Genomic DNA, 22,305 nt, shown 5'->3' on the forward strand with positions numbered 1-22,305 from the left:
CCGGGGCCGCGGTCAGCTCGTGGCCTCATCCGGCGACGAGACGCGACAGGAGTCCGCTGTCGATGTTGCCGCCGCTGACAACACAGACGTGCAGCTTGCCGGAAGGCAGCTCGTTGCCGTGGTGGAGATACGCCGCCGTGGCGACGGCGCCCGAGGGTTCGGCCACGATGTGGCTCTCGCGTGCCAAGACGGCGACCGTGTCACGGATCTCGTCTTCTGACACCGTGATGATGTCGTCGACGTACTTCTGGATGTGTGCGAAGGGAATTCTGCCTACGGAACTGCTGCGCATGCCGTCCGCGACGGTGCGGCCGGTGACGTTCGTGGGCCAGCTGACGCGGCGCCCGCTGTGAAAGCTCTCCCGGGCGTCGGCGGCCGTCTCGGGCTCCACGCCGACAACCCGTACGTCGGGCAGCAGTTGCTTGAGGGCGACCGCGACCCCGGAGATCAGGCCTCCGCCGCTCACGGGAACGACGACCGTGTCCGGCATCACGCCCATCTGCTCCGTCTGCTCGAAGATCTCCAACCCCACCGTGCCCTGGCCGGCGATGATGTCGAGATCGTCGAAGGGCGGCACCACCACATAGCCGTACTCCTCGGCGAGTGCCTGTGCGGCTGCGGCGAGGTCTGCGGCCGGAACCTTGCGCACGTTCGCGCCGAGATGCCGAATGGCGTCCACCTTCACCTGCGCGGCAGTGTCCGGCACGACTACCGTGACCTCCACCCCCAGGGCCCGGCCGGCCTGGGCCAGGGCCTTGCCGTGGTTGCCGCTCGACTGCGCCACCACTCCGCGCTCGAGTTCCTCGCCGGAGAGCAGAGACAGTCGGTTGTAGGCACCGCGCAGTTTGAAGGATCCGGTGGCCTGAAGATTCTCGGGCTTCAGCAGAAGCGTTCGTGAGGCGTCATCGGCCCACGGGCACGGCAGGAGAGGCGTGCGCAGAGTCACGCCGTTGAGGCGCCGGCCCGCGGCACGGATGTCATCGAGGCCCAGAAGTGTCATCACAGCTCCTTTGTGAGGTCGGTTTGCGATGTCGGGCCTCCACCATCGGCATCCGCAGCACATCCGACATGAGCAACCGATACTCGACCTGTGACGTGCGCTGGCGTCGCCTACCGATGTACCTCGCGGGCGTGCGCCGGAAGCGCTGCGGGCCGGCGTGGTGCGCCGAGCATGTCGAGAGCGACCTCTGCGGCCGCCAGATCCTGGACGCCGAGACCGACGAGCTTGCAGATGGTGATCTCTTCGTCGCTCTCCCGGCCGGGTGCCGTTCCGGCGAGGACTTCGCCGAGTTCCGCGTGGAACCGGCGGCCCTCTTCCGGGAGCCGCGACAAGTCGCCGTAGAGGGCCGTGAGTTCACGGCTGTCGACCACGATCCGGTCTGCCCGCATCAGGCTTCCCGCGGTCAGTTCCGCCTTCGTCGGATCGTCGGCACCCACCGCGTTGATGTGCAGTCCAGGTGTCAACCATGCTTCGTGCACCAGGGGTTGGGTGCTGGAGGTCGCCGTGACCAGAATGTCGGCACCCTCGCACGCGGCCTGGGCACTGTTCACGCCGGTGACGCGCAGGTCCGGTCGCCTTGCGCGCAACGCCGCTGCGAGAGACCGGACTTGGGACGCGCGCCGACCCCACACCCGGACGTCGCGCAGCGGGAGTTCGTCGGCCACGGCGAGCGTCTGGAGATAGGCCTGCGTGCCGGTGCCGACGACCCCCAGCACTCGGGAGTCGTGACGGGCCATCGTCCGTGCGGCGAGGGCTCCCGCTGCGGCCGTCCGTACGTCCGAGAGGTGGTGCTCGTCGTCCAGGAGCGCCCGCAGGTCGCCGGTCGTGGCGTCGAACACGGCGACGACGCCGCTGCTGGGTGTCCCGCCGCGGCGGGCGCGCTCCAGGAACCACGAGGCGACCTTGACGGTGAAGACCTTCCGCCCCGGGAGCCACGCCGACTTCACATGGACGTCACCGTCGGGGCCCGCGGGTGCGAACACCGCGGCCGGTGAGTCACCGAGCCCCCGGCTGTGGTCACGCAGGGCGGCCGCGACCGGCTCCAGGACGTCCCGGTAGCCGACTGTGCCGCGTATCTCCTCCGGGGAGAAGTAGGCGGGAGCGCCCGTCACTGCGGCAGCTCTTCGAGGCGACCTTGGGCGACGACCGCGACCTCGCCGCCCACTCGCACCGAGGTGATGTCCGCCGAGTCGCCGTGGGCGCTGATCGTCATCTCGCTCGGGCGGCCACAGAACCTGCCCTGACGCAGCACCTGCCGGTCGCCGTCCCCGAGCCGTCCGTGTCGCCGAAGGTAGGCGGCCACGCACCCGGCGGCGCTGCCGGTGGCCACATCCTCGACGACACCGTCGTTGTTCCAGTGCCGTCCCTCCAACGCATCGGCGTCCAGCAGGTAGGCGAACTGCGCTCCCGACCGGGCCAGCGGCTGCCCGATGTCGCTCGTGATCCTCGCCCGCTGCAGGGCGCCCGTCCGTACAGGAACGATCAGATAGTCCAGCCCGGTCGAGACGATCTCGGGACGCAGTCCGTCGTGGAGATCTCGTTGGTCCAGCGAGAACCAGGAGGCCAGGTCCGTGAGCACCGGCTGCCCGAGGAACTGTGGCGGGCCCTGGTCGAGAACGCTCGCGTACCGCCCGCGGCCACGGCGTTCTGTGATCACTTCTACCGTCCGGGCCTTCAAGTCGAGCGACCATGTGCGGGTGGTATCGCCGCCCGCCATGGCATGCAGAACGCTCGCCGCCCCGATGACCGGGTGTCCGGCGAAGTCCAGCTCTTCGCTGAGATCGAAGACCCGGGCGCGCCAGGCATCGCCGACTCCGTTCGTCTCCTCAAGGAAAATGGATTCGAAGTGACGCATTTCCTGGGTGATCCGCTGCATTTGTGAGCCACTCACGCCGGCCGCATCGGGAAAAACAGTCAGGCTGTTTCCGCTGAAAGGCAATTTGGTGAAGACGTCGACATGGAAGTAGTGCATGGACCGAAGTTACCGATGGGCTGAAACGAAAGGAACCCGTCCATCCGACAGAGGGGGCATAGCATGTTGTTATGGCCCCCGATCTTGAGACGGCACTGCTGCGCGCATTCGTCAGCTCTGTGCGGTCTGGCAGCATCAGCCGTGCCGCCGTCGCCCTCGGCCACAGTCAGCCGGCTCTCAGCAATCAGCTCCGCAGGCTCGAACGCACCGTGGGGCAGGAGCTGTTGCACCGTGGAACGACCGGAGTCTCCCTGACCAAATCGGGAGAAGTCTTCCTTCCCTATGCCGAGCGGATCCTCGCGCTCTCCGCTCAGGCGCTCTCGGCGGCCGGTCCTGTCGTCACCGGACACTGCGGCGTGGGACTGATGGAGGACTTCGTGACGCCGTCCCTGGTCGAGGCGCTCGGCGACTTCAGCAGGCTGCACCCGAACGCGAAGCTGGAGCTGGTGATCGGTCCGGGTCGTCTGATGAAGCAGGCGCTCGCCGAAGGGCGGATCCAGCTCGCCCTGTGCGATCCCTTCTACCTGGCAGAGACACCTCGCTGGACGGTCCGTCTTCCACTTGTCTGGTCGGCGGGGAGGGATCTCGACGTGCGCCAGGACCCTCTCCCGCTCGTTCTCTTCTCCCAGCCGTGCCGTTGGCGGGCTCCTGTGATCGATGCTTTGGAAGCCGCAGGCCGCGGGTGGGATGTCGTGTTCGAGAGCACAGCCCTGGGTGCGGTACAGGCTGCTGTCCGTGCCGGCCTCGGTGCCACCGCGCTGCTCCCGGCAAACGTGGGACCCGGCACGGCAACCGACGCGCTTCCGGCCCTCCCCGAGGTCGAGATCGCCCTCGTCCGCCCTGCCGGGACTGACGGTGACCTGCTTCTCGACGAGGTGGAGAATCTCCTGCGACGACTGACCGACCTGGCGGCGTCATCAGGCTGAGTGAGATCCCGGTGCGGAGCACGTAAGAGCAGGAAATCACTCACGCTGCCCACCAGCTTCGCGTTTGAATTCACGGTCACGCCGCCGATGAGGCCGCGCAGGTGAGTATCTATTGCTCATGCCTCACTACGGGCCTGGCAGCAACCCTGGTATTCGGCCCCGATGCGACGCAACGTCGCAGGTGAGCAGGCATTGCTGACTTCGGCGGATCATCGCGGCTGGAACTGCGCGCACGCGCGTCCTCGCTGATCTCGATCCAAGGGATGTCTTCTCATGAACGCAGGACACACATCGTCAGGCCGGCCCGACGATCCAGTGCGAAAGGTCCGCCACGGTGCCGTTCTGGCCGTGACCTGCCTGGCTCTGGCAACGGTCGTCTCGGCGATGGCCTCACTGAACGTGGCGTTGCCCGACATCGCCCGTGAGACCCACGCCACCCAGACCCAGCTGTCGTGGATCATCGACGCCTACAGCCTCGTCTTCGCCTCTCTCCTCCTCCTCGCGGCGACTCTCGGTGACCGCTTCGGACGCCGGAAGGCACTCCTCGGCGGGCTCGGACTGTTCGCGGCAGTGTCGGTGACCGCGACGTTCTGCTCGGATCCAGGGGCTCTCATCGCTCTTCGCGCCGTGCTCGGGGTGGCGGCGGCATTCGTCATGCCCGCCACGCTGTCGACGATCACGAGCACCTTCCCTTCCGCTCAGCGGGTTCGGGCGGTCAGCATCTGGGCTGCGGTCGCGGGTGCCAGCGCCGTTCTGGGACTGCTTGCCTCCGGCGCGGTACTTGAAGTGTGGTCCTGGCGGTCGGTGTTCTGGCTGAACGTGATTCTGGCCTCGGTGGCCGTCATCGGGACCTACTTCTTCGTCCCGGAGTCCGCAGAGCGCGAGAAGCACCGCGTCGATGCGGTCGGAGCCGCTCTCACCGTCGTCGGACTGGGCGTACTGGTCTACTCGGTCATCCAGGCGCCCGAACACGGCTGGGGCAGCGTCCGCACGCTGAGCGGCATCGGCATCGGCCTCGTAGTCCTGGCCGGCTTCGTCGGCTGGGAGCTGAGGCACCCTCACCCGTTGCTGGACCCCAGGCTGTTCCGCAACAAGCCCTTCGCAGCCGGAACCCTCTCGATCACACTGCAGTTCTTCGCCTTCTTCGGGTTCATTTTCGTGATCATGCAGTACCTGCAACTCGTACGGGGAGACAGCGCCCTCGTCGCCGCCCTGAGCGTGCTGCCCATGTCCGCCGCCATGATTCCCAGTGCCCGTCTGGCCCCACGTCTGGCAGCCAGGCACGGTGCACGCCGTCCCTGGGTGGTCGGCCTGATCGCTGTCGCCACAGGGCTCCTAGTGCTTGCCGAGCTTGACGCCGGCAGCTCCTACTGGCTGATCCTGACCGGTCTCATCCCCTTGGGCGCGGGCATGGGACTGGCCATGACTCCGGCCACAGCAGCCATCACCGATGCACTGCCACCCGCCTTGCAGAACGTGGGCTCCGCGGTGAACGATCTGTCCCGCGAACTGGGAGGTGCCCTGGGCATCGCGGTCCTCGGGAGCGCCCTGAACGCCGGCTACCGGAGCAACCTCGACATCGAGGGACTTCCTGCCCCGGTCGCTGACGCGGCCCGCTCCTCGCTCGCGGCGGCCAACGTGGTGGGCACCAAAACAGGAAATGCGTCACTGATCGAACAGGCGCGTGACGCCTTCTCATCAGGACTGCATCTGGCCCTTCTCACCGGTGCCGGCGGCGCCGTCCTGGCTGCCGTAGCCCTCACTCTCCTCCTGGGACGTTCCAACCGCGCCTCCACCGTTCCTCCGATCGACTCGCCTGAGGACGAAGCCCTTCCGGCACGCGCCATGTGACACGACACGAACGGAGGTGGCGCGGCGCCCGCCGCGACAGCAGGAGTCCGTACTGGATGGAGCAGTACGGACTCCTGTCGTCGCGCCGAGACGAGCGGCGTCCGGGCGTGTTTGCCCGTGGCGCTCAGTCCGCGCCGACTTCGACAGGCCGTCCTGCGATCGGGCCCGTGACGGCGAGATCGTGTTCCGTGTTACGCCCGTTGTTACGCCCGTTCAGAAGGTTCTTCGTTCTTCAGGACCAGAGCGAGATCCGCGCGACTGCGGACCCCGAGTTTGAGATAGATGCGCTGCAGATGGTTGTCCACTGTGCGGACCGAGAGCGTCAGATGCTGCGAAATGGCTTTGCTGGTCTTTCCGGCGGCAGCCAGTAGAGCGATCTCCTGTTCACGTTTCGTGAGCGGTTCGACAGCGCCGGCGATGGTGGACAAGAGGGGGGTCCGGGCACCCTCGCACCGGTCGGCGAGACGCGTCGCGTCAGCGGTGGCGGCCGTGACCTTCCTTGCGTCTCCTTGTCGTCTCCAGGCGGTGGCGGCCGCAGCCGCTGATTCGGCGGCGAGGAGCCACGCACCCATGTGTTCGAGCTCCTGCGAGCACATCATGAGCGGCTGCGGATCCTTCTGCGCGAGGGCGGTCACGAACCGTGCGCGTGCAGGGGTGAATGCGCCGTCGACCTGTGCGGACAGTTCGGTCATGCGCTCTTGTACCGCCTTCGGGTCCCCCAGACGGGCGATGTCCGTCAGCAGATTCGCTTCGGAGACGAGGTGACCAGTGCCTCCAGCCCTGTCCGCAGCGGTACGCAACAGCCCCCTGGCACGGCTGAGTTCGCCACGAGCAGCGTGCAGCCAGGCCATACCGAGCGACTCCTCGCCGCTCAAGCCGCCGCTTGCCGCGATGGCTTCGTACTCGGTGACGAGCGAGGCGGCCGTGTCGACATCGCCGATGAGCGCTGCACACGCCATGAGCCCCGACATGTGCAACCGAGTGACCCTGTCCAGGTGGTACGTGCGTGCTGTGGCGACACCTTCGGCGTACCAGCGGCGGGCGCTGACCGGGCGGCCGGCCAGCCACTCGGTGCGGCCGCTCTCGAAAGCCAGGAACTGACGCGCCACCGGCGAGTGCGCGGCCTGCAAACTGTCCGCGGCGCCGAGACAGAGCCGGCGGGCCTGGTCTATCTCTCCCATTTCCATGAGCGCCAGGGCGAGTGGTGCGACCTGCATGGAGGGGTGGGGGAGCAGCTTGCCCTCGCCGACTGCTTCGTGGGTGGTCTTGGCGCGTTCGGACAGGGCCCGGGCCCGTTCGACGTTGCCGACGAACGTCAGACCGAGGGTCTTCGCACTGATCGTTGCCAGCCAGACGTCCAGAGCCTCCTGGGGTGGGTCATCGGGCAGGTCATCGAGAATCTCCAGCCCCTGGACCGGCGAGCCACCCACCGTGAGCATGGCTCCTTCCATGAGGTGGAGCTGCTGAGCGGCACCCGGGTCGGACAGGGTGGAACGGGCTGCCGCGCACACGGCGACAGCCTGGGCCGGGTCGGGGTCGGACCAGAAGAGGTTGGTGCAGCGAGTCGTCGCCGTGAGGAACTTCTCGTAGTCGTTGCGGGTGTGCGCGTCGGCTTCGGCGAGGACGACTTCGGCGCGGTCGAGCTGGCCGGTGTGCATGAGGGCCCGGCCAAGAAGCACACGGCTCTCCGTGGTGTGCTGGTCGCTTTTGATCGCGGTGAGCAGCTCAATGGCCTGCTCGTTGTCGTTGGAGTTCATGGCGATCGTGGCAGCCTGTCGGAGCAGGTCGGGTGCGGCGGTGCCAGTGGCGGCCAGTCGCCAGGAGGCGACGTGCAGGGCGTCGTCGCGTCGTCTGAGGCCGTGGGATTCGATGCGCGCGGCTTGGCTGAGGGCAAGGTCGTAGCGCTGGAGAGTGGAGGTGTCGGCAGCGATGACCTCCGCGTACAGAGGATGCGCCAGGGCGACGACCACCCGGGCCCCCTGGACGGAGATCTCGACTATGCCTGATCGCTCCAGGTGCTCCACGTCCGTGCGGTCGGCGAGTGCAGTGGCATCGGAGAGGGAGAGCGCGCGGCAGAAGGCGAGCGTTTCGAGCAGGGGCCGTACCGCCGGCGGTGCGGAAGCGATCCTGTCGGCAATCAGATCCTTGAGGTGCGGGGTGACGGGAAGCGATTCCTCGGTGGTGTCCCAGACTCCGTCGTTGAGCGTGAGCTTTCCCTGGGCTGTCGCGCCCAGCACGAGTTCTCTCAGGAACAGCGGGTTTCCACCGCTGGCACCGAACAGCGCGTGGAGAGCGCGTCGGCTCACGGGACCCTTGAGGACGTGCTGGAGGAGCTCATCGACTTCGTCGCGCACCATGTGGTCAAGGTCGATACGGCGGATGTGGTCACCGCGCTGCAGCAGGGCGTTGACGACGTCACTGGCCTGCTCACCGGTGCGGGCGGTGCCGATCAGGACTATCGTCCCGGAATCGAGGAGCTGACCGAGCAGAGCAGCGGATGAATTGTCGAGCAGATGCAGGTCGTCCACGAGAATGACGGTTGGCTGGATCGGCTCTGACAGCGCCTGGGCCACGGCCTGGAATCCCTGCACTGGGTCGGTCATGTCGACACTGGCAGGAAGGATGTGGGCGATCGCGCCGAGGGGCACCTGGGCCGCCGCCCGGCTTGCCACCGCGTTGGCCGTGCGCCGCTTGCCTGCAGCGGCCAGGTCCAAGAACTCCTGCGTCAGCCGGGTCTTTCCCACCCCGGCGGGTCCACAGACCAGCCAGCCGCGAGTGCGGCCGACGGACAGTTCCTTTCGGAAAGAGTCCAGGTGAGACTGCCGCCCCACGAGTGGCCATCTGCCTTCCCAGCTCTGCATAACGTACCGTCCAGAGGCTGACAGATCCCTCATGCTACGCGTACGTTCGCCGGCTCGACCATGGAGTGGCCGGCTGACAAAGCGGACTGCATCTCCGCGTCGCCCGTGCAGACGCTCGCCGCCCAAAGGAAGACAGTGCGATAGAGGTCGGATGCGTGCCAGCACGCTGGTACCGGGTGGGCGACGTCGACGGCGTCGCCGTGAGCGCGTTGGTCACGGGCGAGGCGGGCGGTGTAGTGGCCGCCGCCGCAGCCGAGGTCGAGCAACCTCTTGCCGCCGATGGTGCCTCCTTACGCGTTGTCGATGGGCTGTCCGTCCGGCGAGACCTCCGGCGTGAACTCGGAGTCGGCCGCGGACAGATCGAGCAGATCCGGCGCGTCGTGTTCGGGTGTGCCGGCCTCGGCGTAGTACATGACCATGGAGTGGCCCGGGGAGCCCTGCAGGTGCATGGTCCGGTAGCCCAAGGTCAGGTCGCCGGCCTCGGGATGGGTGAATGGGCGACCCACCCGCAGGGCGTCGCGCCTCGTCGATTGCGAAAGTGCGGTCTTGGACGACCTTGCCGGCGGCGCGGTCCGCGTGGAGTCCCTGTGGGACACGACCGTGCTGGCCGCTTGGAGACGCATTCCGGTTGGGCCGCTGTATCCGCTAACATAGAATAATTAGATAGATGAATAGCCTGGTGAGGGCGAGGAGTGGCCGTGGACTTCGGGTTGACCGACGAGCAGGACCTGTTGCGCGCGACGGCACGGCAGTTCGTCGCCGATGTGTGCCCGGCCGAGAAGGCCAAGCGGTGGGACGAGGAGGGCGTCGTGCCGCCCGAACTGTTCCGCGGCATGGCCGACCTGGGGTGGTTCTCCCTCCCGTTCAGTGAGGAGGAGGGCGGCGACGGCGGCAGTCCGCTCGAACTCATCCTGATCGCCGAGGAGTTGGGGCGGGCCAGTTTCGATGTCGCCATGTGCTACATCGGCGTCCTCATCCCGGGGATCACCGTGTTCCGGTGGGGCAGCGAGGCGCAGCGCGACTTCATTCGTGAGCAGGTGATGACCGGGCGCCATCGGCTCGCCGTCGGCCTCAGCGAGCCGGACAGCGGGTCCGATGCCGCCGCTCTGCGCACCACCGCCGAGGATCACGGCGACCAGTTCCTCGTCCGCGGGCAGAAGGCGTGGTGCACGGGCGGCGGCCTGCCCGACACGACCATCGCGACCTACGTGCGGACCGGACCCCGCGAACCCAAGCACGGCGGCATCAGCCTGCTGCTCGTCGACCCCTCGACCGACGGCGTCGAGGTGCGGCGGACGCCGACGCTGGCCCGGCACATCCTCGGCACCAACGAGGTCTTCTTCAACGACGCCCTCGTCCCGAAGGAGAACCTCGTCGGACCGCGCGACGAGGGCTGGAAGGTCATGCTCTCCAACATCGAACTGGAGAAGGTGATCATCACCGGGGGATATCTGGGCGCCGCGCAGGCCACGTTGGACGAGATGCTGGAGTACTCCCGCACGCGGCACGCCTTCGGCCGTCCGATCGGGAACTTCCAGGCCCTCGCCCATGACATGGCCGACCTCCAGACCGAGATCGACTCCGCCCGGCTGCTCGCCTACCGCGCTGCCTGGCTGCTCGCCCAGGGCAAGCCGTGCACCCGGGAGGGGTCGATGGCCAAGTTGAAGGGGTCGGAGACCTATGTGGCTGCCGCCCGGCTCGGGATGCAGGTCTGCGCCGGGCACGGCTTCTCTACCGAGAGTGTGATGAGCTTCCGCTACCGGGAGTCGATCGTGGCCACGATCTCCGGGGGAACCAGCCAGATCCAACGCAACGGGATCGCCCGGAGCATGGGGCTGCGCTCCTACTGACCCCCGCCGTTGCCGTTGCCCGCGCTGTGGCCCTCGGCCTCCTGGGCGGCCAGCCACTCCTCGTGCCGCGCGAAGTGGCCCTGGTCGCGGGTCACCCAGATCCCGGTGACCCGAGCCAGCACGGCACGGGTCGGCAGCAGCACCATCTCGCCCGCGATGTACCAGCGCCGGCCCTCCCGCCGCTCGACCCACGCCCGCACCTCCAGCGGCCGTTCCACCGGCACCGGCTTCACGAAGCTCACGCTCAACTCCGCCGTCACGCTCAACACCCGGTGCAGCAGCGGGAGATGACCGAGACAGTCGTCCAGTACGGCCGCCGTCCAGCCGCCGTGCGCGACGTTCGGGCCGCCCTCCTGGTCGCGCGGACAGGTGAGCTCGAAGACCGCCGCGCCGTCCTCGTCGAGCCGCTCGCCCTCGACACCCAGACGGCAGGAACCGACGACGCGGCACGCACCGCACAGTGCCACGCCACCGGAGGTGCGGGGCGGCTCCTGGAAGTCCGCGCCCGCCCAGGGCCCCGTCGGCATCCTGGCCCCGCCAGTCGTACTCGTCACGCTGCTTCTCCTCGGATCGGCCACATGGATCGGCCACACGGATCAGACATTCGGGTCAGACATCGGCAAGCAGCGGGCGCAACTTCCCAGCGATCAGCTGGACTTGGCGTGCCACCATCTCCTCGGGCATCCCCGCCAGCGATGCCCACAGGAACACCCCTTCCACCGGCAACCCCGCCACGTACGCCCTGACGGCGTCCGCGATGTCCTGTGGGGTGCCGTACAGGAACTGACCGACACCGGTCGCCCGCAGCCCCGTCTCCCGCCACTTCTCGGGGTCGATGGGGCGAGGGACGGGCTGCTCGGTCCCCTCGACCATGTACCGGCGATAGCTGTCCCACTGGTACGCCAGATGCTTGCGCACCACCGGCCAGTCCCCGTCGGGGTCCTCGGTGACGAACGTGGTGAACGAACCCTGCATCCGCGCCGCCGATGCGTCGTAGCCGCTCTCGGCGAGTCCGTCCCGGTACGGCGTCAGCAGGGCCGGGTTGAGGGACAGCAGGCCGGTGCCCAGCCGTCCGGCCCGGCGTGCGCCCTGCGGGCCCTGGTAACCGAGCCAGATCGGCAGCGGGTCCTGGACCGGGCCGGGAGTGACCAGGGACTCGGACCACAGGCCGCGGATCTCCCGCACCCGCTGGTCCGTCGTGGAGTAGCGCCGGGCGAGATCGGCGCCGTAGAGCCGGTACTCGGGTACGCGGTAGCCGGTGCCGAGTCCGAGGTCCAGGCGGCCGTCGCTGATGATGTCGACGATCGCGGCCTGTTCGGCGAGCTCGGGGGCCGCGTGCAGGGGCGCGGGGATGACCGCGGTGCCCAGCCTGATCCTGCTCGTGCGGGCGGCGACCGCGGCGGCCATGGTGAGCGGCTGCGGGAGGTATCCGTCCTCGAAGCCGTGGTGTTCGGAGAACCAGACCGAGTCGAGGCCGAGCCGCTCCGCCTCCTCGCACATCTCCAGGGCGAATCCATAGACGCGTGACCAACTCTGTTGCCAGGGCGGGGGGTTGCGCATGTCGAAGTAGATGCCGACCTTCATGAGGGGCCACCTCTCCTTGTGTTGTCGGCGAGTCGGATCGTGGCGCGGGCGACGGCCACGCCGTCCCCGGGCGGCAGCAGCCGTACCGGACGCAGGTCCATCGACTCGATCTCGGGCAGGTCCTCGACCATCGCGGAGATCCGCAGGACGGTCTCCTCAAGGGCCGTCAGGTCCACACCCGGGCCGCCCACCCGGCCGTCCAGCAGTGGAGCGGCCCGCAGGGAGCGGATCATCTCCCGGGCGTCGCGGTCGCTGAGCGGGGTGATCCGGTGGGCCACGTCGGCCATCAGGTCGGCGTAGTCCCCGGTGAGACCGAACGCGATCACCGGGCCGAAGACCGGGTCCGCGCGGACTGAGAAAAATGCGTCCGGGCCAGGGGAGTTCGTGTCCCGGACCGAGATGCCGTACGCGTCCAGCAACTCGGCGGCGACGTGCGGTGGTACGGCTCCGGGAACGCACCCGGCGACGAGCGAGTGGGCCCGGTCGGTGTCGACCCCCGGAAGGTCCGGTATGACCCCCGCAGGGGTGCTGCGCCACGCCTGATACGCCGCCGCGTGGCCGAGCGAGGTCGCCGCGGACTCGGGGAACGCGTAGGTCGGTACGACGAGTTCGCCCCGGTGCAGGAGATCGGCGACGCCCGCCCCGCCCAGGAAGCTCGCGACCACCGGCTTCTCGGGCGCGGACTCGGCCGCGTCGAGGATCGCCGCCGCCACCTCGTCCGGCTTGTCCGCCAGCGGGGGCATGAAGAGGACCACGGCGGCGTCGATGCCGTCGTCGGCCAGTACGGCGTCCAGCGCCTGCCGGTAGTGCGTGGCCGTGGCCATAGGGGTGAGGTCGATCGGGTTGGTGACCTCCGCGCGGGGCGAGAGCGCCGTACGGAGGGAGTGTCGTAGACGCTCATCCAGTGCCGGCACCCGCAGTCCGCTCGCCTCGCACGCGCCGACGGTCAGCGCGGCGGGGCCGCCCGCGTTGGTGATCACGGCGACCCGGTTGCCCGGCGGGGGCGGCTGGTGCGACAACAGGAGGGCTACGTCGAAGAGTTCCTGGAGGCTGCGGGTGCGGATGACGCCGGACTGGGCGAAGAGCGAGTCGACCGCCGTGTCCGCGTGCCCGGGGTGCACCGCGACGATGGGCTTGCGCGGCGCGACCCGGCGCGCGATCCGAGCGAACCGACGCGGATTGCCGAAGGTCTCGACGTGCAGCAGCACCACCGAGGTCTCGGGGTCCTCCTCCCACCACTGGAGCAGGTCGTTGGTGGAGACGTCCACGGCGTGGCCCACCGACACGAACCCGGAGAAGCCGAGCCGCAGCCGCCGGGCGAAGTCGAGCACCGCGAGCCCGAGCGGCCCGGACTGGCTGGACATCGCCACCCGGCCCGGTGTCGGCAGCGCGGGAGAGAAGGTCGCGGCGAGCCGGGCCGCGGGCGTCGTGTTGACCACGCCCATGCAGTTCGGGCCCACGAGCCGCATCCCGGAGGCGCGGGCGAAGCGGGCCAGCTCCAGCTCGGTTGCCCGGCCCTCAACTCCCGTCTCCCCGAAGCCCGTTGAGACGACGACCACCGCCTTGACGCCGGCCTCCGCGCACTCCCGTACGACATCGGGTACCGCCTCGGCCCGTACGGCGACCAGCGCCAGGTCCGGCGCCTCGGGGAGCTGCCGGAGGTTCGGATAGGCCCGCGCCCCGGCGACCTGCTCGGCGCGCGGGTTGACCGGGAACACGGGGCCGCGGAAGCCGCCCCGCAGCAGGTTGGCGACGATCTCGTGGCCGATGGTCAGGGGGCTGCGGTTCGCGCCGATCACCGCGACCGAGCGGGGTTCGAGGAGGGGGCGCAGGGAGCGTCGTACGGCCGTGTGCTCGCGGCGTTCGGCGCGGGCGACGGCCTGGGCCTGTGGGTCGACGGCGATCTCGAAGTGGACGATCTGGCCCGGCGGCCCGGACTCGACGCGGTAGCCGGAGCCGAGGAACACATTGATCATGCGGGTGTTGTCGGCGAGGACGTCGGCCTCCAGGACCCGGATGCCCCGGGTGCGCGCGGCGGCCGCGATGTGCTCCAGGAGCAGCCTGCCGAACCCCTCGCTCTGGTGGTCGTCGCGGATGGTGAAGGTGACCTCCGCGTGCTCCGGTTCCTCGGGGTCGCGGACGTAGCGCACCAGGCCGGCGATCTCGTCGCCGGCCAGGGCGACGAGCGCCAGTTCGTTGAGGTAGTCCACGTGGGCGCCGCGCCGGATGACGTCGTCGCGGGCGCGGACCACCGGGCCGAGCGAGCGGTACGCCAGGGTCGCCCGGGACAGGCCGCCGACGAAGGCGACCAGGCGGTCGGCGTCCTCCGGCCGGACGGGCCGGACAAAGGTCGACCGGCCGGTGCGCACGAGGTCCGGTCGCTCCAGATCCTCGGGATACGGCGGACTGCTCATCGGGGTGTCGCCGCTCAGACGGCCGCCTCCTGGGGAGTCTGCTCGGGCAGCCGGAACAGTTCGTTGAAGGTGCCGCGGGTGACCCGCTCACGGATGTCGGCGGGCACGCCGTCGAACAGCTCGTGCAGCGTGGACTGGGTGTGGCCGTAAGTGCCTTCCAGGTGGGGGTAGTCGTCGCCCCACATCACGTTGCGGTAGCCCGTCGACTCGACGATCTCCACCGAGCTCTTGTCGTGCTGGAAGGAGGCGTACACCTGCTGCCTGATGATCTCGCTGGGCAGCCGGCTGAGCTTCGGCCGGACGAACATGCCGTGCTGGCGGTAGGCCTCGTCCATCCGGTCGCCGATGGCCGGCACCCAGCCCGCGCCGCCCTCCGCGATCAGGATCTTCAGGTCGGGGTGCCGGTCCAGGGCGCCGCCCGCGACCATGTGGGACACCACGCGCATGCCCGGGTAGGTCGTCTCCATGTAGTTGACGACCGCGCCGCCGGGACCGCGGAAGACGACGTTCTCGCCGCCGGTGCCGATGTGGAAGCCCAGCACCAGACCGGCCCGCTCGGCCGCCGTCCACAGGGGTTCCCAGCGGTCGAGGGCGTACTCCTCGCCGGGCCGCGTCTGGCACGGCAGGAACACCGACTGGAAGCCCATCTCCGCGACCCGCTCGACCTCGGCGACCGCGTCCTCGACGTCGGCGGTCGACACACAGGCGGGGGTGATGATTCGCCGCTGCTTCCCGAGGACCTCGGAGTGCGCCCAGTCGTTCCAGGCCCGCACGGTCTCCCTGGCGAGTTCCCGCTCGGTGATCGACACCAGCCAGAACCCCATGGAGGGGAAGGCCAGTTGACCCCAGACGCCTTCCTGGTCCAGGTCCTTGAGGCGTACGTCGAGGTCCCGGGCGCCCGGCGGCCGCATGGCGTCCATGAAGTCGTTGAGCTGGCGGTCGATGCGCTCGCCGTCGATGTACAGGACCTCGTACTTGTCCCCGCGCTCACTGCGCGGCGCCCGGTCGGCGAGGCGCGGCGGCAGCGCTCGGATCCACAGGTCGTCGGGCTCCATCACATGGGAGTCCCCGGAGTTGACCCAGATCTTCGTCATGGCGCTCCTTCGGGTCAATAGATGCAATCAGTTAGCGATATTAATCATATCGGCCGCCAGGTGGAAGGCCGGGTGGAAGTTCGGGGGAGCGGAGACTGGGAGACGCGGAGGTCGGGAGGCGTGGAGGTCGGGAGGTGCGGAGGTCAGAAGAGGTGGAGATCGGGATAGGCGGAGATCAGCTCCGGCGTCGCTCGATCTCCTCCACCAGCTGCGGGAGCACCTGGAAGAGATCCCCTACGACGCCGTAGTCGGCGAGTTCGAAGATCGGGGCGTCCGGGTCCTTGTTGACGGCGACGATGGTCTTGGAGGTCTGCATGCCCGCGCGGTGCTGGATCGCCCCGGAGATGCCGGCCGCGAGGTAGAGCTGCGGGGAGACCTGCGTGCCGGTCTGGCCGACCTGGTGGCTGTGCGGGTACCAGCCCGCGTCGACGGCGGCCCGGGACGCCCCGACGGCAGCGCCCAGGGCGTCGGCGACGCGCTCGATGACGGCGAAGTTCTCGGCGCCGTTCACGCCCCGGCCGCCGGAGACGACGATGTCCGCCTCGCTCAGTTCGGGGCGGTCACCGCGCTCGCGGGGCGTGCGGGACAGGACCTGCACGGCGGCGGAGGCGGGGCCGAAGACGATGTCCCGCTTCTCCAACTCGGCGGTGACGGGGGTCGGTTCGGGTGCGGTCGCGTTCGGCTTCACCGTGATGACCGGCGCGCCCCGGGTGACGTGCGCCGTCACCTGGTAGGTCGCCGCGAACGCGGACTGCTCGGTGACCGGGCGGCCGTCCGCGCCCGCCGTGATGTCGACGGCGTCCGTGATCAGCCCCGACCCCAGCCGAAGCGCGACCCGAGCGGCGGTCTCCTTGCCGTCCGGGCCCGACGGCAGCAGGATCGCCGCCGGCTCGGTGCTCTCAGCGATCTGGGTGAGGGCATCGACGGCCGGAGTGACGAGGAGTTCCTCGACCTCGGGTGCGTCCACGACGTACACCTTGCCCGCGCCGTACCGGCCGAGGGTCTCGGCGGCAGTGTCCGTGCAGGGGCCGAGGAAGACGGCCGACGGTTCGCCCAACCGGCGTGCCAGGGTGAGGAGTTCGAGGGTCGGCTTGCGGACGACGCCGTCAAGGTGATCGACGAGTACGAGGATCTCGGCCACGGTTGCGGGCTCCTTGGGTGGGTCGGACGAACTGGCCAGTCAGACGAATGTGCCGGTGAGGCGGACTGGGCGGTCAGGCGGACGTGTCGGCCGGGCAGACTTGTCGGTCAGGCGAACTTCTTGGCGGTGAGGAACGTGGCCAGCCCGATGCCGCCCGTCCCGTCGTCGGAGACGAGTTCTCCCTTGGTGCGCGGCGGACGCCTGGTCGCGGTGTCCACCGCCGACCGAGCGGCCGTACGGCCGACCTGTCCGGCGTCGATCCCGAGGTCGGCGAGGCCGAGGGTCTCCAGGGGCTTCTTCTTCGCGGCCATGATCCCTTTGAAGGAGGGGTAACGCGCGTCGCCGGAACGGTCGGTCACCGACACGACGGCCGGCAGACCGCTCCGGACCCGCACGGTCGCGGTGTCGCCCTCGCGCCGGCCGGTCAACGCCCCGTCTTCGACGCTCAGTTCCTCGATGTGGGTGACGGCCGGGACGCCGAGCCGCTCCGCGAGCAGTGCGGGTACGACTCCGGCGCCGCCGTCGGTCGAGGCCATCCCACACAGTACGAGATCGAAGCCGTGCCGTTGGATCGCCTCGGCCAGCACGAGCGAGGTGGCGAACACGTCGCTGCCCTCGATGTCCTCGTCGGCCACGTGCACCGCCGAGTCGCCGCCCATGGCGAGCGCCTTGCGCAGGGCGTCCTTGGCGTCGTCCGGACCGACGCTGAGGTAGCAGATCTCGACGTCCGCGCCCGACTCCGCGATCCGCAGCGCCTGTTCGACGGCGTACTCGTCGAGCTCGGACAGCAGTGAGTCGACCGCCGCGCGGTCGGTGGTGCCGTCTTCGGTGAAGGTGCGGTCCGCCGTGGCGTCGGGCACGTGCTTCACGCAGACAACGATCTTCACATCGCCCTCCCGGGGCTCTAATGAGTGTTAATAGTTAACTATATAGATCGAGCGAGCGCGAGAGTTCGTCGCGATTCAGTCGAATTAGTTGACTGATTGCGCTGATAGCTGGAAGATCTGGGCAGCTGAGCCGCGAGGAGGCGCCATGGCCCGGGACAGGGACACCGGAGACAGGGTCACCGGGGACAGGTACTTCGAGCCACAGGTGGAGACCATGGCCCGGGACCAGCTGCGGGCACGGCAGGAGGAGCGGGTGGTGGAACTCGTCGAGTACGCCTACGCCAACTCCGCCTTCTACCGCGCACTCTGGGACGAGCACGGGGTGCACCCGCGCGACGTCCGTACGCTGGACGACTTCCGGGCCCGCGTCCCGTTCATCACCAAGGACATGGTGCGCGCCCACCGGGCCCGCACCGGCGACCCCTTCGGCGGGCTGCTCTGTGTCCCGACCGAGGAACTGACCTCCGTCTCCTCCAGCTCGGGCACCACCGGCGACCCGGAGTTCTTCGCCGAGATCTGGGAGGACGCGCCGCCCCTGGTCACCGCACAGGTGCGTGACCTGTGGGAACTCGGCCTCAGGCCCGGGGACCGGGTGCTGAGCCCGCCCGGCACCTTCCGCAACCTCATGGATCCTGGCTACCAGGCGCTCGGCGCGGTCGTCATCGAGGTGGACACCTGGCTCGGGAAGATGGACGAGGTCGTCGAGGCCCTGCGCACCTACCGCCCGGCCTACCTCCAGATGATGTATCCGCAGATGGTGGAGCTGGAGCACCTGGCCGCCCGGACGGACCTCAAGGAGGCGTTCTCCTCCCTCAAGGGCGCCTCCTGCGCCGGGCAGCCCCTCAGCCGGAAGATGCGCGAGCGGATCCGTGAGGACTGGGGCATCGACGTCTACGAGTACACCAGCGCCGCCGACACCGGCACCGCCTGGGAGTGCCGTGAGCACGACGGCTTCCACCTCTGGGAGGACACCGTCTTCGCGGAGTGCGTCGAGGTCGACGAGCACGGCTGGCGCGACGCGGCGGAGGGCGACCTCGGCGAACTGGTCGCCACCGACCTCGACAACCGGGCCGCGCCGCTGATCCGCTACCGCAGCGAGGACCTCGTCCGCCTCTCCCGGGACCGCTGCGGCTGCGGACGTACCCATGCCCGCATGTGGGTAGCCGGCAGGCGCGGCGACGAGACCCTGGTCCAGGGGCGTTCCGTGGTCCTGCGGGACATCTGGCAGGCGGTGGAGGACCAGCCCGAGACCGTGGCGGGCGTCTTCCAGATCGTCCGCGCCGGACGCGAGGTCGACGAACTGCGCCTGCGCGTCGGCTACGACCCCCGTCTCACCGGCGATGTCGACGCCCTGGCCGGACGCCTGGGCGAGGCCGTGCGGGAGCGGACCGGCGTCAAGCCGGTGCTCGACATGCGCACCGAGGAGGACCTGTTGAAGACCATGACCAGTGTCGCCAAGTTCCCTCGGGTGGTGAAGAGTTGATGGCCCGCGCCGACACCCTGGCCCGGGCCCGCACCCTCGACCGGCCTGAACTCGCCTACCTCGTACGCTTCCCCACCCCCGACGGCATCCGGGACATGGAACTGACCTGGTCCGAACTCGCCCGCGACACCGGCTGGGTGACCGCCAGGTTCCGGGACCACGGACTGACCGCCGGACAGCGGGCGTTGCTGACCACCTCCGGCTTCGAGGGCTTCTGGGGCCACGCTGTGATCGGCGCCCTGCGCGCGCTGAAGGTGCCGTACGGCATCGCCGAGGCGATGGGCTGGGACCACAGGAGGACCGCGGTCTTCCACCGCGAACTCGACCCGCACGCGGTCATCGGCCTGTCGGCCGAGACCCTGGAGGGGCTGGCCGGTGCGGCCGACGTCGGTGAGATGTTCCGGACGACGCCGGTCGTGCTGGCCCGGCCCGCCGCCGTACCCGTGCTGCGCGGGGTGGGCGTGTCCGCCGCCGTGATCGCGACCGTGGGACCGGCCCTCGCCCTGGAGTGCCCCGAGCGCGGCGGCGCGCACGTCAACGCGGCCGAGTGGCGGGTCGGTGTGCGGGACGGGCAGCTGTCCGTGGCGGCGGGGGAGGAGCGCACATCACTGCTTCCCGAGACCCCGCTCGGCATCGCCGGACGCGTACTCACCGGCCGCTGCGCCTGCGGCAGCGAGGACCCACGGGTCGTCTTCGCCGAGGCCAACCAGTCACCGTCATCGAGGAGTTGAGGATGTCCGAAGGAGTGGTCGACGGCCGGGTCGTGGTCGTCACCGGAGCCGGCAACGGGATCGGCCGGGCACACGCCCTGGCGTTCGCCGCGCACGGCGCGAAGGTCGTGGTCAATGACCTGGGCGGGGCGCGCGACGGCGGAGGTGCCTCGGCCGGGCCCGCCCAGACCGTGGTCGACGAGATCGTCGCGGCCGGCGGCGAGGCGGTGGCCAACACGGACGACATCTCCGCGTGGGACGGCGCCGGCCGGCTCGTACAACAGGCCGTCGACACCTACGGCGGCCTGGACGTGCTGGTCAACAACGCCGGCATCCTGCGGGACCGGATGATCGTGTCGATGACCGAGCGGGACTGGGACAGCGTGATCGCCGTCCACCTCAAGGGCAGCTTCGCCACCCTGCACCATGCTGCCGCGTACTGGAGGGAGCGCGCCAAGTCCGGTCGCGACAACGACGCCCGGGTCATCAACACGACCTCGCCGTCCGGCATCTTCGGCAACCCCGGCCAGTCGAACTACGGCTCGGCCAAAGCCGGCATTGCGAGCCTCACCGTCATCGCCGCGGCCGAACTCGCCCGCTACGGAGTGACGGTGAACGCCATCGCACCCACCGCGCTCACCCGCCTCACCGAAGACATCGAGATGATGAGACAGGCCGCCGAGGCCCAGGACCTCACCCCCGAAGCCATCTCCCCGCTCGTTGTCTGGCTCGGCTCGGCCGCCTCGCGCGAGGTCACCGGCCGGGTCTTCGGCGTCGTCGGCAACCGCATCACCGTCCTCGAAGGCTGGGTCAACGGCCCCGGCGCGAGCGCGGAGTCGCGCTGGACACCGGAGGAACTCACCTCGGTCGTCCCGAACCTGGTGGCCAAGGCGGCTCCGAACGCCGACGCCCTCGGCAACCGGAACGGGGCGTGAGGAGATGACGACGACTCAAATACCGGTCGCCGACGGCCTGTTCACCTGGCCGCCCGACGAGAGCACGCCCCTTCGTCTCATCGGCTCCGAGTGCACGGACTGCGGACTGGTGAGCTTCCCCGCCGCCACGGACTGCGTCCGGTGCGCGAGCACGGAATCCAAGGAACGGCTCCTGGCGGACCGCGGGACGCTCTGGACGTACACCACCCAGGACTTCCGCCCGCCGTCCCCGCCGTACGACGGCCCCGAGGCCTTCGAGCCGTACGCCGTCGGCTACATCGAACTCCCGGGTGAGTTGCTGGTCGAGGCCCGCCTGACCGAACCCGACCCGGACAAGCTGCGGATCGGGCAGGACATGCGGCTGACGCTCGTGCCGTACCGCGTGCAGGACGACGGCACCGAGGTCATGACGTTCGCGTTCGCTCCGGCTGAGGAGGAGACACCGTGACCGAGGCCGTCATCATCGGGGTGGGACTCCATCCGTTCGGCCGCTTCCCCGGCAAGCCCGCACTGGACATGGGGGCGGACGCGGTACGGCTCGCGCTCGCCGACGCGGGCGTCAACTGGCCGCAGATCCAGGGCGGTTACATCGGAAGCTATGAGGTCGCCAACCCGGACGCGATCGTCGCCCGCCTCGGCCTGACCGGCGTACCCCTGCGCGGGGTGTTCAACGGCTGCGCCACGGCGGGTACTTCAGTGGCCCTGGCCGCCCGCGCGATCGAGACCGGCGAGCACGACCTGACCATCGCGATCGGCCTGGACAAGCACCCGCGCGGGGCCTTCGCCGCCGACCCCTCCGTCGCCGGCATCCCCTCCTGGTACGGACAGACCGGCCTCTTCCTCACCACGCACTTCTTCGGCATGAAGATCAACCGCTATATGCACGACCACGGCATCTCGCACGAGACGCTCGCGCGCGTGGCGTCCAAGAACTTCGGCAACGCGGCCCGGAACGAGAAGGCCTGGCGCCGAACTCCCCTGTCGGTGGAGGAGATTCTGGCCTCACCCGTGCTCAACTACCCCCTCCGTCAGTACATGTACTGCGGCCCGGACGAAGGAGCGGCGGCCCTCGTGCTGTGCCGGGCCGACCAGGCCCACAAGTACACCGGGAAGCCCGTACGGATCCGGTCCACCGCCCTTTGCAGCCGCCGGCTCGGCGCCTTCGAGGTGCAGAGCCCGTCGTTCCCGGTCGGGGAGGTCGTCGCGAGCCCGACCGTGGACGCCTCGCGGGAGGCCTACGAACGCGCGGGCATCGGCCCCGAGGACGTCGACGTCGCCCAACTCCAGGACACCGACGCCGGATCAGAGGTCATCCACATGGCCGAGAACGGCCTCTGCAAGGACGGCGAGCAGGAACGCCTCATCGCCGAGGGCGCGACCGAGATCGGCGGCAGACTCCCGGTCAACACCGACGGCGGACTGCTCGGCAACGGCGAACCGATCGGCGCGTCCGGGCTGCGCCAGATCCACGAGATCGTGCTCCAACTGCGCGGTGCGGCGGGAGACCGACAGATCCCCGGTACACCACACGTTGGCTACACCCATCTGTACGGCGCGCCGGGCGTCTCGGCGGTCACCATCCTGAGCACCTGAGGGC

Annotated in this window: 19 protein-coding genes and 1 pseudogene; 9 read left to right on the forward strand and 11 right to left on the reverse strand. The window is 69.4% G+C overall.

Annotated elements, in window-relative coordinates; all coding sequences use genetic code 11:
* Window positions 1-25 precede the first annotated feature (25 nt).
* The 3 genes from ACWDR3_RS11120 to ACWDR3_RS11130 all read right to left on the reverse strand — a co-directional run bounded on the left by ACWDR3_RS11120 (window position 26) and on the right by ACWDR3_RS11130 (window position 2,972).
* Complete coding sequence (locus ACWDR3_RS11120; protein WP_450352188.1) at window positions 26-1,000, reverse strand: threonine ammonia-lyase; 975 nt, start codon at window positions 998-1,000, stop codon at window positions 26-28.
* A gap of 110 nt (window positions 1,001-1,110) precedes the next feature.
* On the reverse strand, window positions 1,111-2,112 hold the full coding sequence (locus ACWDR3_RS11125) for an ornithine cyclodeaminase family protein (protein WP_450352189.1): 1,002 nt from the start codon (window positions 2,110-2,112) through the stop codon (window positions 1,111-1,113).
* Window positions 2,109-2,972 carry a PhzF family phenazine biosynthesis protein gene (locus tag ACWDR3_RS11130; RefSeq protein WP_450352190.1) on the reverse strand — a complete coding sequence of 288 codons (864 nt, stop codon included), beginning with the start codon at window positions 2,970-2,972 and terminating at the stop codon, window positions 2,109-2,111. The genes ACWDR3_RS11125 and ACWDR3_RS11130 overlap by 4 nt, the downstream gene beginning before the upstream one ends.
* A gap of 71 nt (window positions 2,973-3,043) precedes the next feature.
* On the opposite strand from ACWDR3_RS11130, the gene ACWDR3_RS11135 reads away from it, so the two are divergent.
* Both ACWDR3_RS11135 and ACWDR3_RS11140 read left to right on the forward strand, forming a co-directional pair.
* Window positions 3,044-3,898, forward strand: coding sequence for a LysR family transcriptional regulator (locus ACWDR3_RS11135; RefSeq protein WP_450352191.1), 855 nt, complete (start codon window positions 3,044-3,046; stop codon window positions 3,896-3,898).
* Window positions 3,899-4,246: 348 nt separating this feature from the next.
* Window positions 4,247-5,749, forward strand: coding sequence for an MFS transporter (locus tag ACWDR3_RS11140; RefSeq protein WP_450352192.1), 1,503 nt, complete (start codon window positions 4,247-4,249; stop codon window positions 5,747-5,749).
* A gap of 203 nt (window positions 5,750-5,952) precedes the next feature.
* On the opposite strand, the gene ACWDR3_RS11145 is transcribed toward ACWDR3_RS11140, so the two are convergent.
* Window positions 5,953-8,643: a LuxR C-terminal-related transcriptional regulator gene (locus tag ACWDR3_RS11145; RefSeq protein WP_450352193.1), complete on the reverse strand. Its 2,691-nt coding sequence runs from the start codon at window positions 8,641-8,643 to the stop codon at window positions 5,953-5,955.
* A 203-nt stretch (window positions 8,644-8,846) separates the two neighbouring features.
* Here ACWDR3_RS11145 and ACWDR3_RS11150 point away from each other — a divergent pair.
* Window positions 8,847-8,936 (forward strand): annotated as a pseudogene (locus ACWDR3_RS11150) (hypothetical protein); the annotation flags it as partial.
* On the opposite strand, the gene ACWDR3_RS11155 reads toward ACWDR3_RS11150, so the two are convergent.
* Window positions 8,901-9,233 carry an MmyB family transcriptional regulator gene (locus ACWDR3_RS11155; RefSeq protein WP_450352194.1) on the reverse strand — a complete coding sequence of 111 codons (333 nt, stop codon included), beginning with the start codon at window positions 9,231-9,233 and terminating at the stop codon, window positions 8,901-8,903. The pseudogene ACWDR3_RS11150 and the gene ACWDR3_RS11155 sit on opposite strands and share 36 nt — an antisense overlap.
* Window positions 9,234-9,308: 75 nt before the next feature.
* Between ACWDR3_RS11155 and ACWDR3_RS11160 the strand changes: the two genes are divergently transcribed.
* Window positions 9,309-10,460 (forward strand): acyl-CoA dehydrogenase family protein, encoded by a 1,152-nt coding sequence (locus tag ACWDR3_RS11160; protein WP_450352195.1) that lies wholly within the window; start codon window positions 9,309-9,311, stop codon window positions 10,458-10,460.
* Here the strand turns inward: ACWDR3_RS11160 and ACWDR3_RS11165 are convergent.
* The 6 genes from ACWDR3_RS11165 to ACWDR3_RS11190 form a co-directional block, all read right to left on the reverse strand.
* Entirely contained in the window at window positions 10,454-11,014 is a 561-nt protein-coding gene (locus tag ACWDR3_RS11165; protein WP_450352196.1) for a PaaI family thioesterase, read from the reverse strand. The two genes, ACWDR3_RS11160 and ACWDR3_RS11165, sit on opposite strands and share 7 nt — an antisense overlap.
* 55 nt (window positions 11,015-11,069) lie before the next feature.
* On the reverse strand, window positions 11,070-12,044 hold the full coding sequence (locus tag ACWDR3_RS11170; protein WP_450352197.1) for an LLM class flavin-dependent oxidoreductase: 975 nt from the start codon (window positions 12,042-12,044) through the stop codon (window positions 11,070-11,072).
* A complete protein-coding gene (locus ACWDR3_RS11175; RefSeq protein WP_450352198.1) occupies window positions 12,041-14,458 on the reverse strand; it encodes a bifunctional acetate--CoA ligase family protein/GNAT family N-acetyltransferase in 2,418 nt (805 codons plus the stop codon). The genes ACWDR3_RS11170 and ACWDR3_RS11175 overlap by 4 nt, the downstream gene beginning before the upstream one ends.
* Before the next feature lie 14 nt (window positions 14,459-14,472).
* Window positions 14,473-15,552, reverse strand: a complete 1,080-nt coding sequence (locus tag ACWDR3_RS11180; protein ID WP_450352199.1) for an amidohydrolase family protein — start codon at window positions 15,550-15,552, stop codon at window positions 14,473-14,475.
* A 175-nt stretch (window positions 15,553-15,727) separates the two neighbouring features.
* Window positions 15,728-16,693 (reverse strand): electron transfer flavoprotein subunit alpha/FixB family protein, encoded by a 966-nt coding sequence (locus tag ACWDR3_RS11185; RefSeq protein ID WP_450352200.1) that lies wholly within the window; start codon window positions 16,691-16,693, stop codon window positions 15,728-15,730.
* Window positions 16,694-16,800: 107 nt separating this feature from the next.
* On the reverse strand, window positions 16,801-17,562 hold the full coding sequence (locus ACWDR3_RS11190) for an electron transfer flavoprotein subunit beta/FixA family protein (protein WP_450352201.1): 762 nt from the start codon (window positions 17,560-17,562) through the stop codon (window positions 16,801-16,803).
* Window positions 17,563-17,725: 163 nt separating this feature from the next.
* Between ACWDR3_RS11190 and ACWDR3_RS11195 the strand changes: the two genes are divergently transcribed.
* Genes ACWDR3_RS11195 through ACWDR3_RS11215 form a run of 5 tightly spaced genes read left to right on the forward strand, consistent with a single transcriptional unit; the run spans window position 17,726 to window position 22,301 of the window.
* Window positions 17,726-19,063: a phenylacetate--CoA ligase family protein gene (locus ACWDR3_RS11195; RefSeq protein ID WP_450352202.1), complete on the forward strand. Its 1,338-nt coding sequence runs from the start codon at window positions 17,726-17,728 to the stop codon at window positions 19,061-19,063.
* Window positions 19,063-19,794 carry a hypothetical protein gene (locus ACWDR3_RS11200; protein WP_450352203.1) on the forward strand — a complete coding sequence of 244 codons (732 nt, stop codon included), beginning with the start codon at window positions 19,063-19,065 and terminating at the stop codon, window positions 19,792-19,794. Before ACWDR3_RS11195 ends, ACWDR3_RS11200 begins: the two co-directional genes overlap by 1 nt.
* Before the next feature lie 2 nt (window positions 19,795-19,796).
* The gene (locus ACWDR3_RS11205; protein WP_450352204.1) at window positions 19,797-20,708 is read left to right on the forward strand and encodes an SDR family oxidoreductase; all 912 of its coding nucleotides are present in this window, start codon (window positions 19,797-19,799) and stop codon (window positions 20,706-20,708) included.
* A 4-nt stretch (window positions 20,709-20,712) separates the two neighbouring features.
* Window positions 20,713-21,156 (forward strand): Zn-ribbon domain-containing OB-fold protein, encoded by a 444-nt coding sequence (locus tag ACWDR3_RS11210; protein ID WP_450352205.1) that lies wholly within the window; start codon window positions 20,713-20,715, stop codon window positions 21,154-21,156.
* Window positions 21,153-22,301, forward strand: coding sequence for a thiolase family protein (locus ACWDR3_RS11215; protein WP_450352206.1), 1,149 nt, complete (start codon window positions 21,153-21,155; stop codon window positions 22,299-22,301). The genes ACWDR3_RS11210 and ACWDR3_RS11215 overlap by 4 nt, the downstream gene beginning before the upstream one ends.
* The last annotated feature ends 4 nt before the right edge of the window (window positions 22,302-22,305 follow it).

This window comes from Streptomyces sp. NPDC001002, from assembly GCF_053599215.1.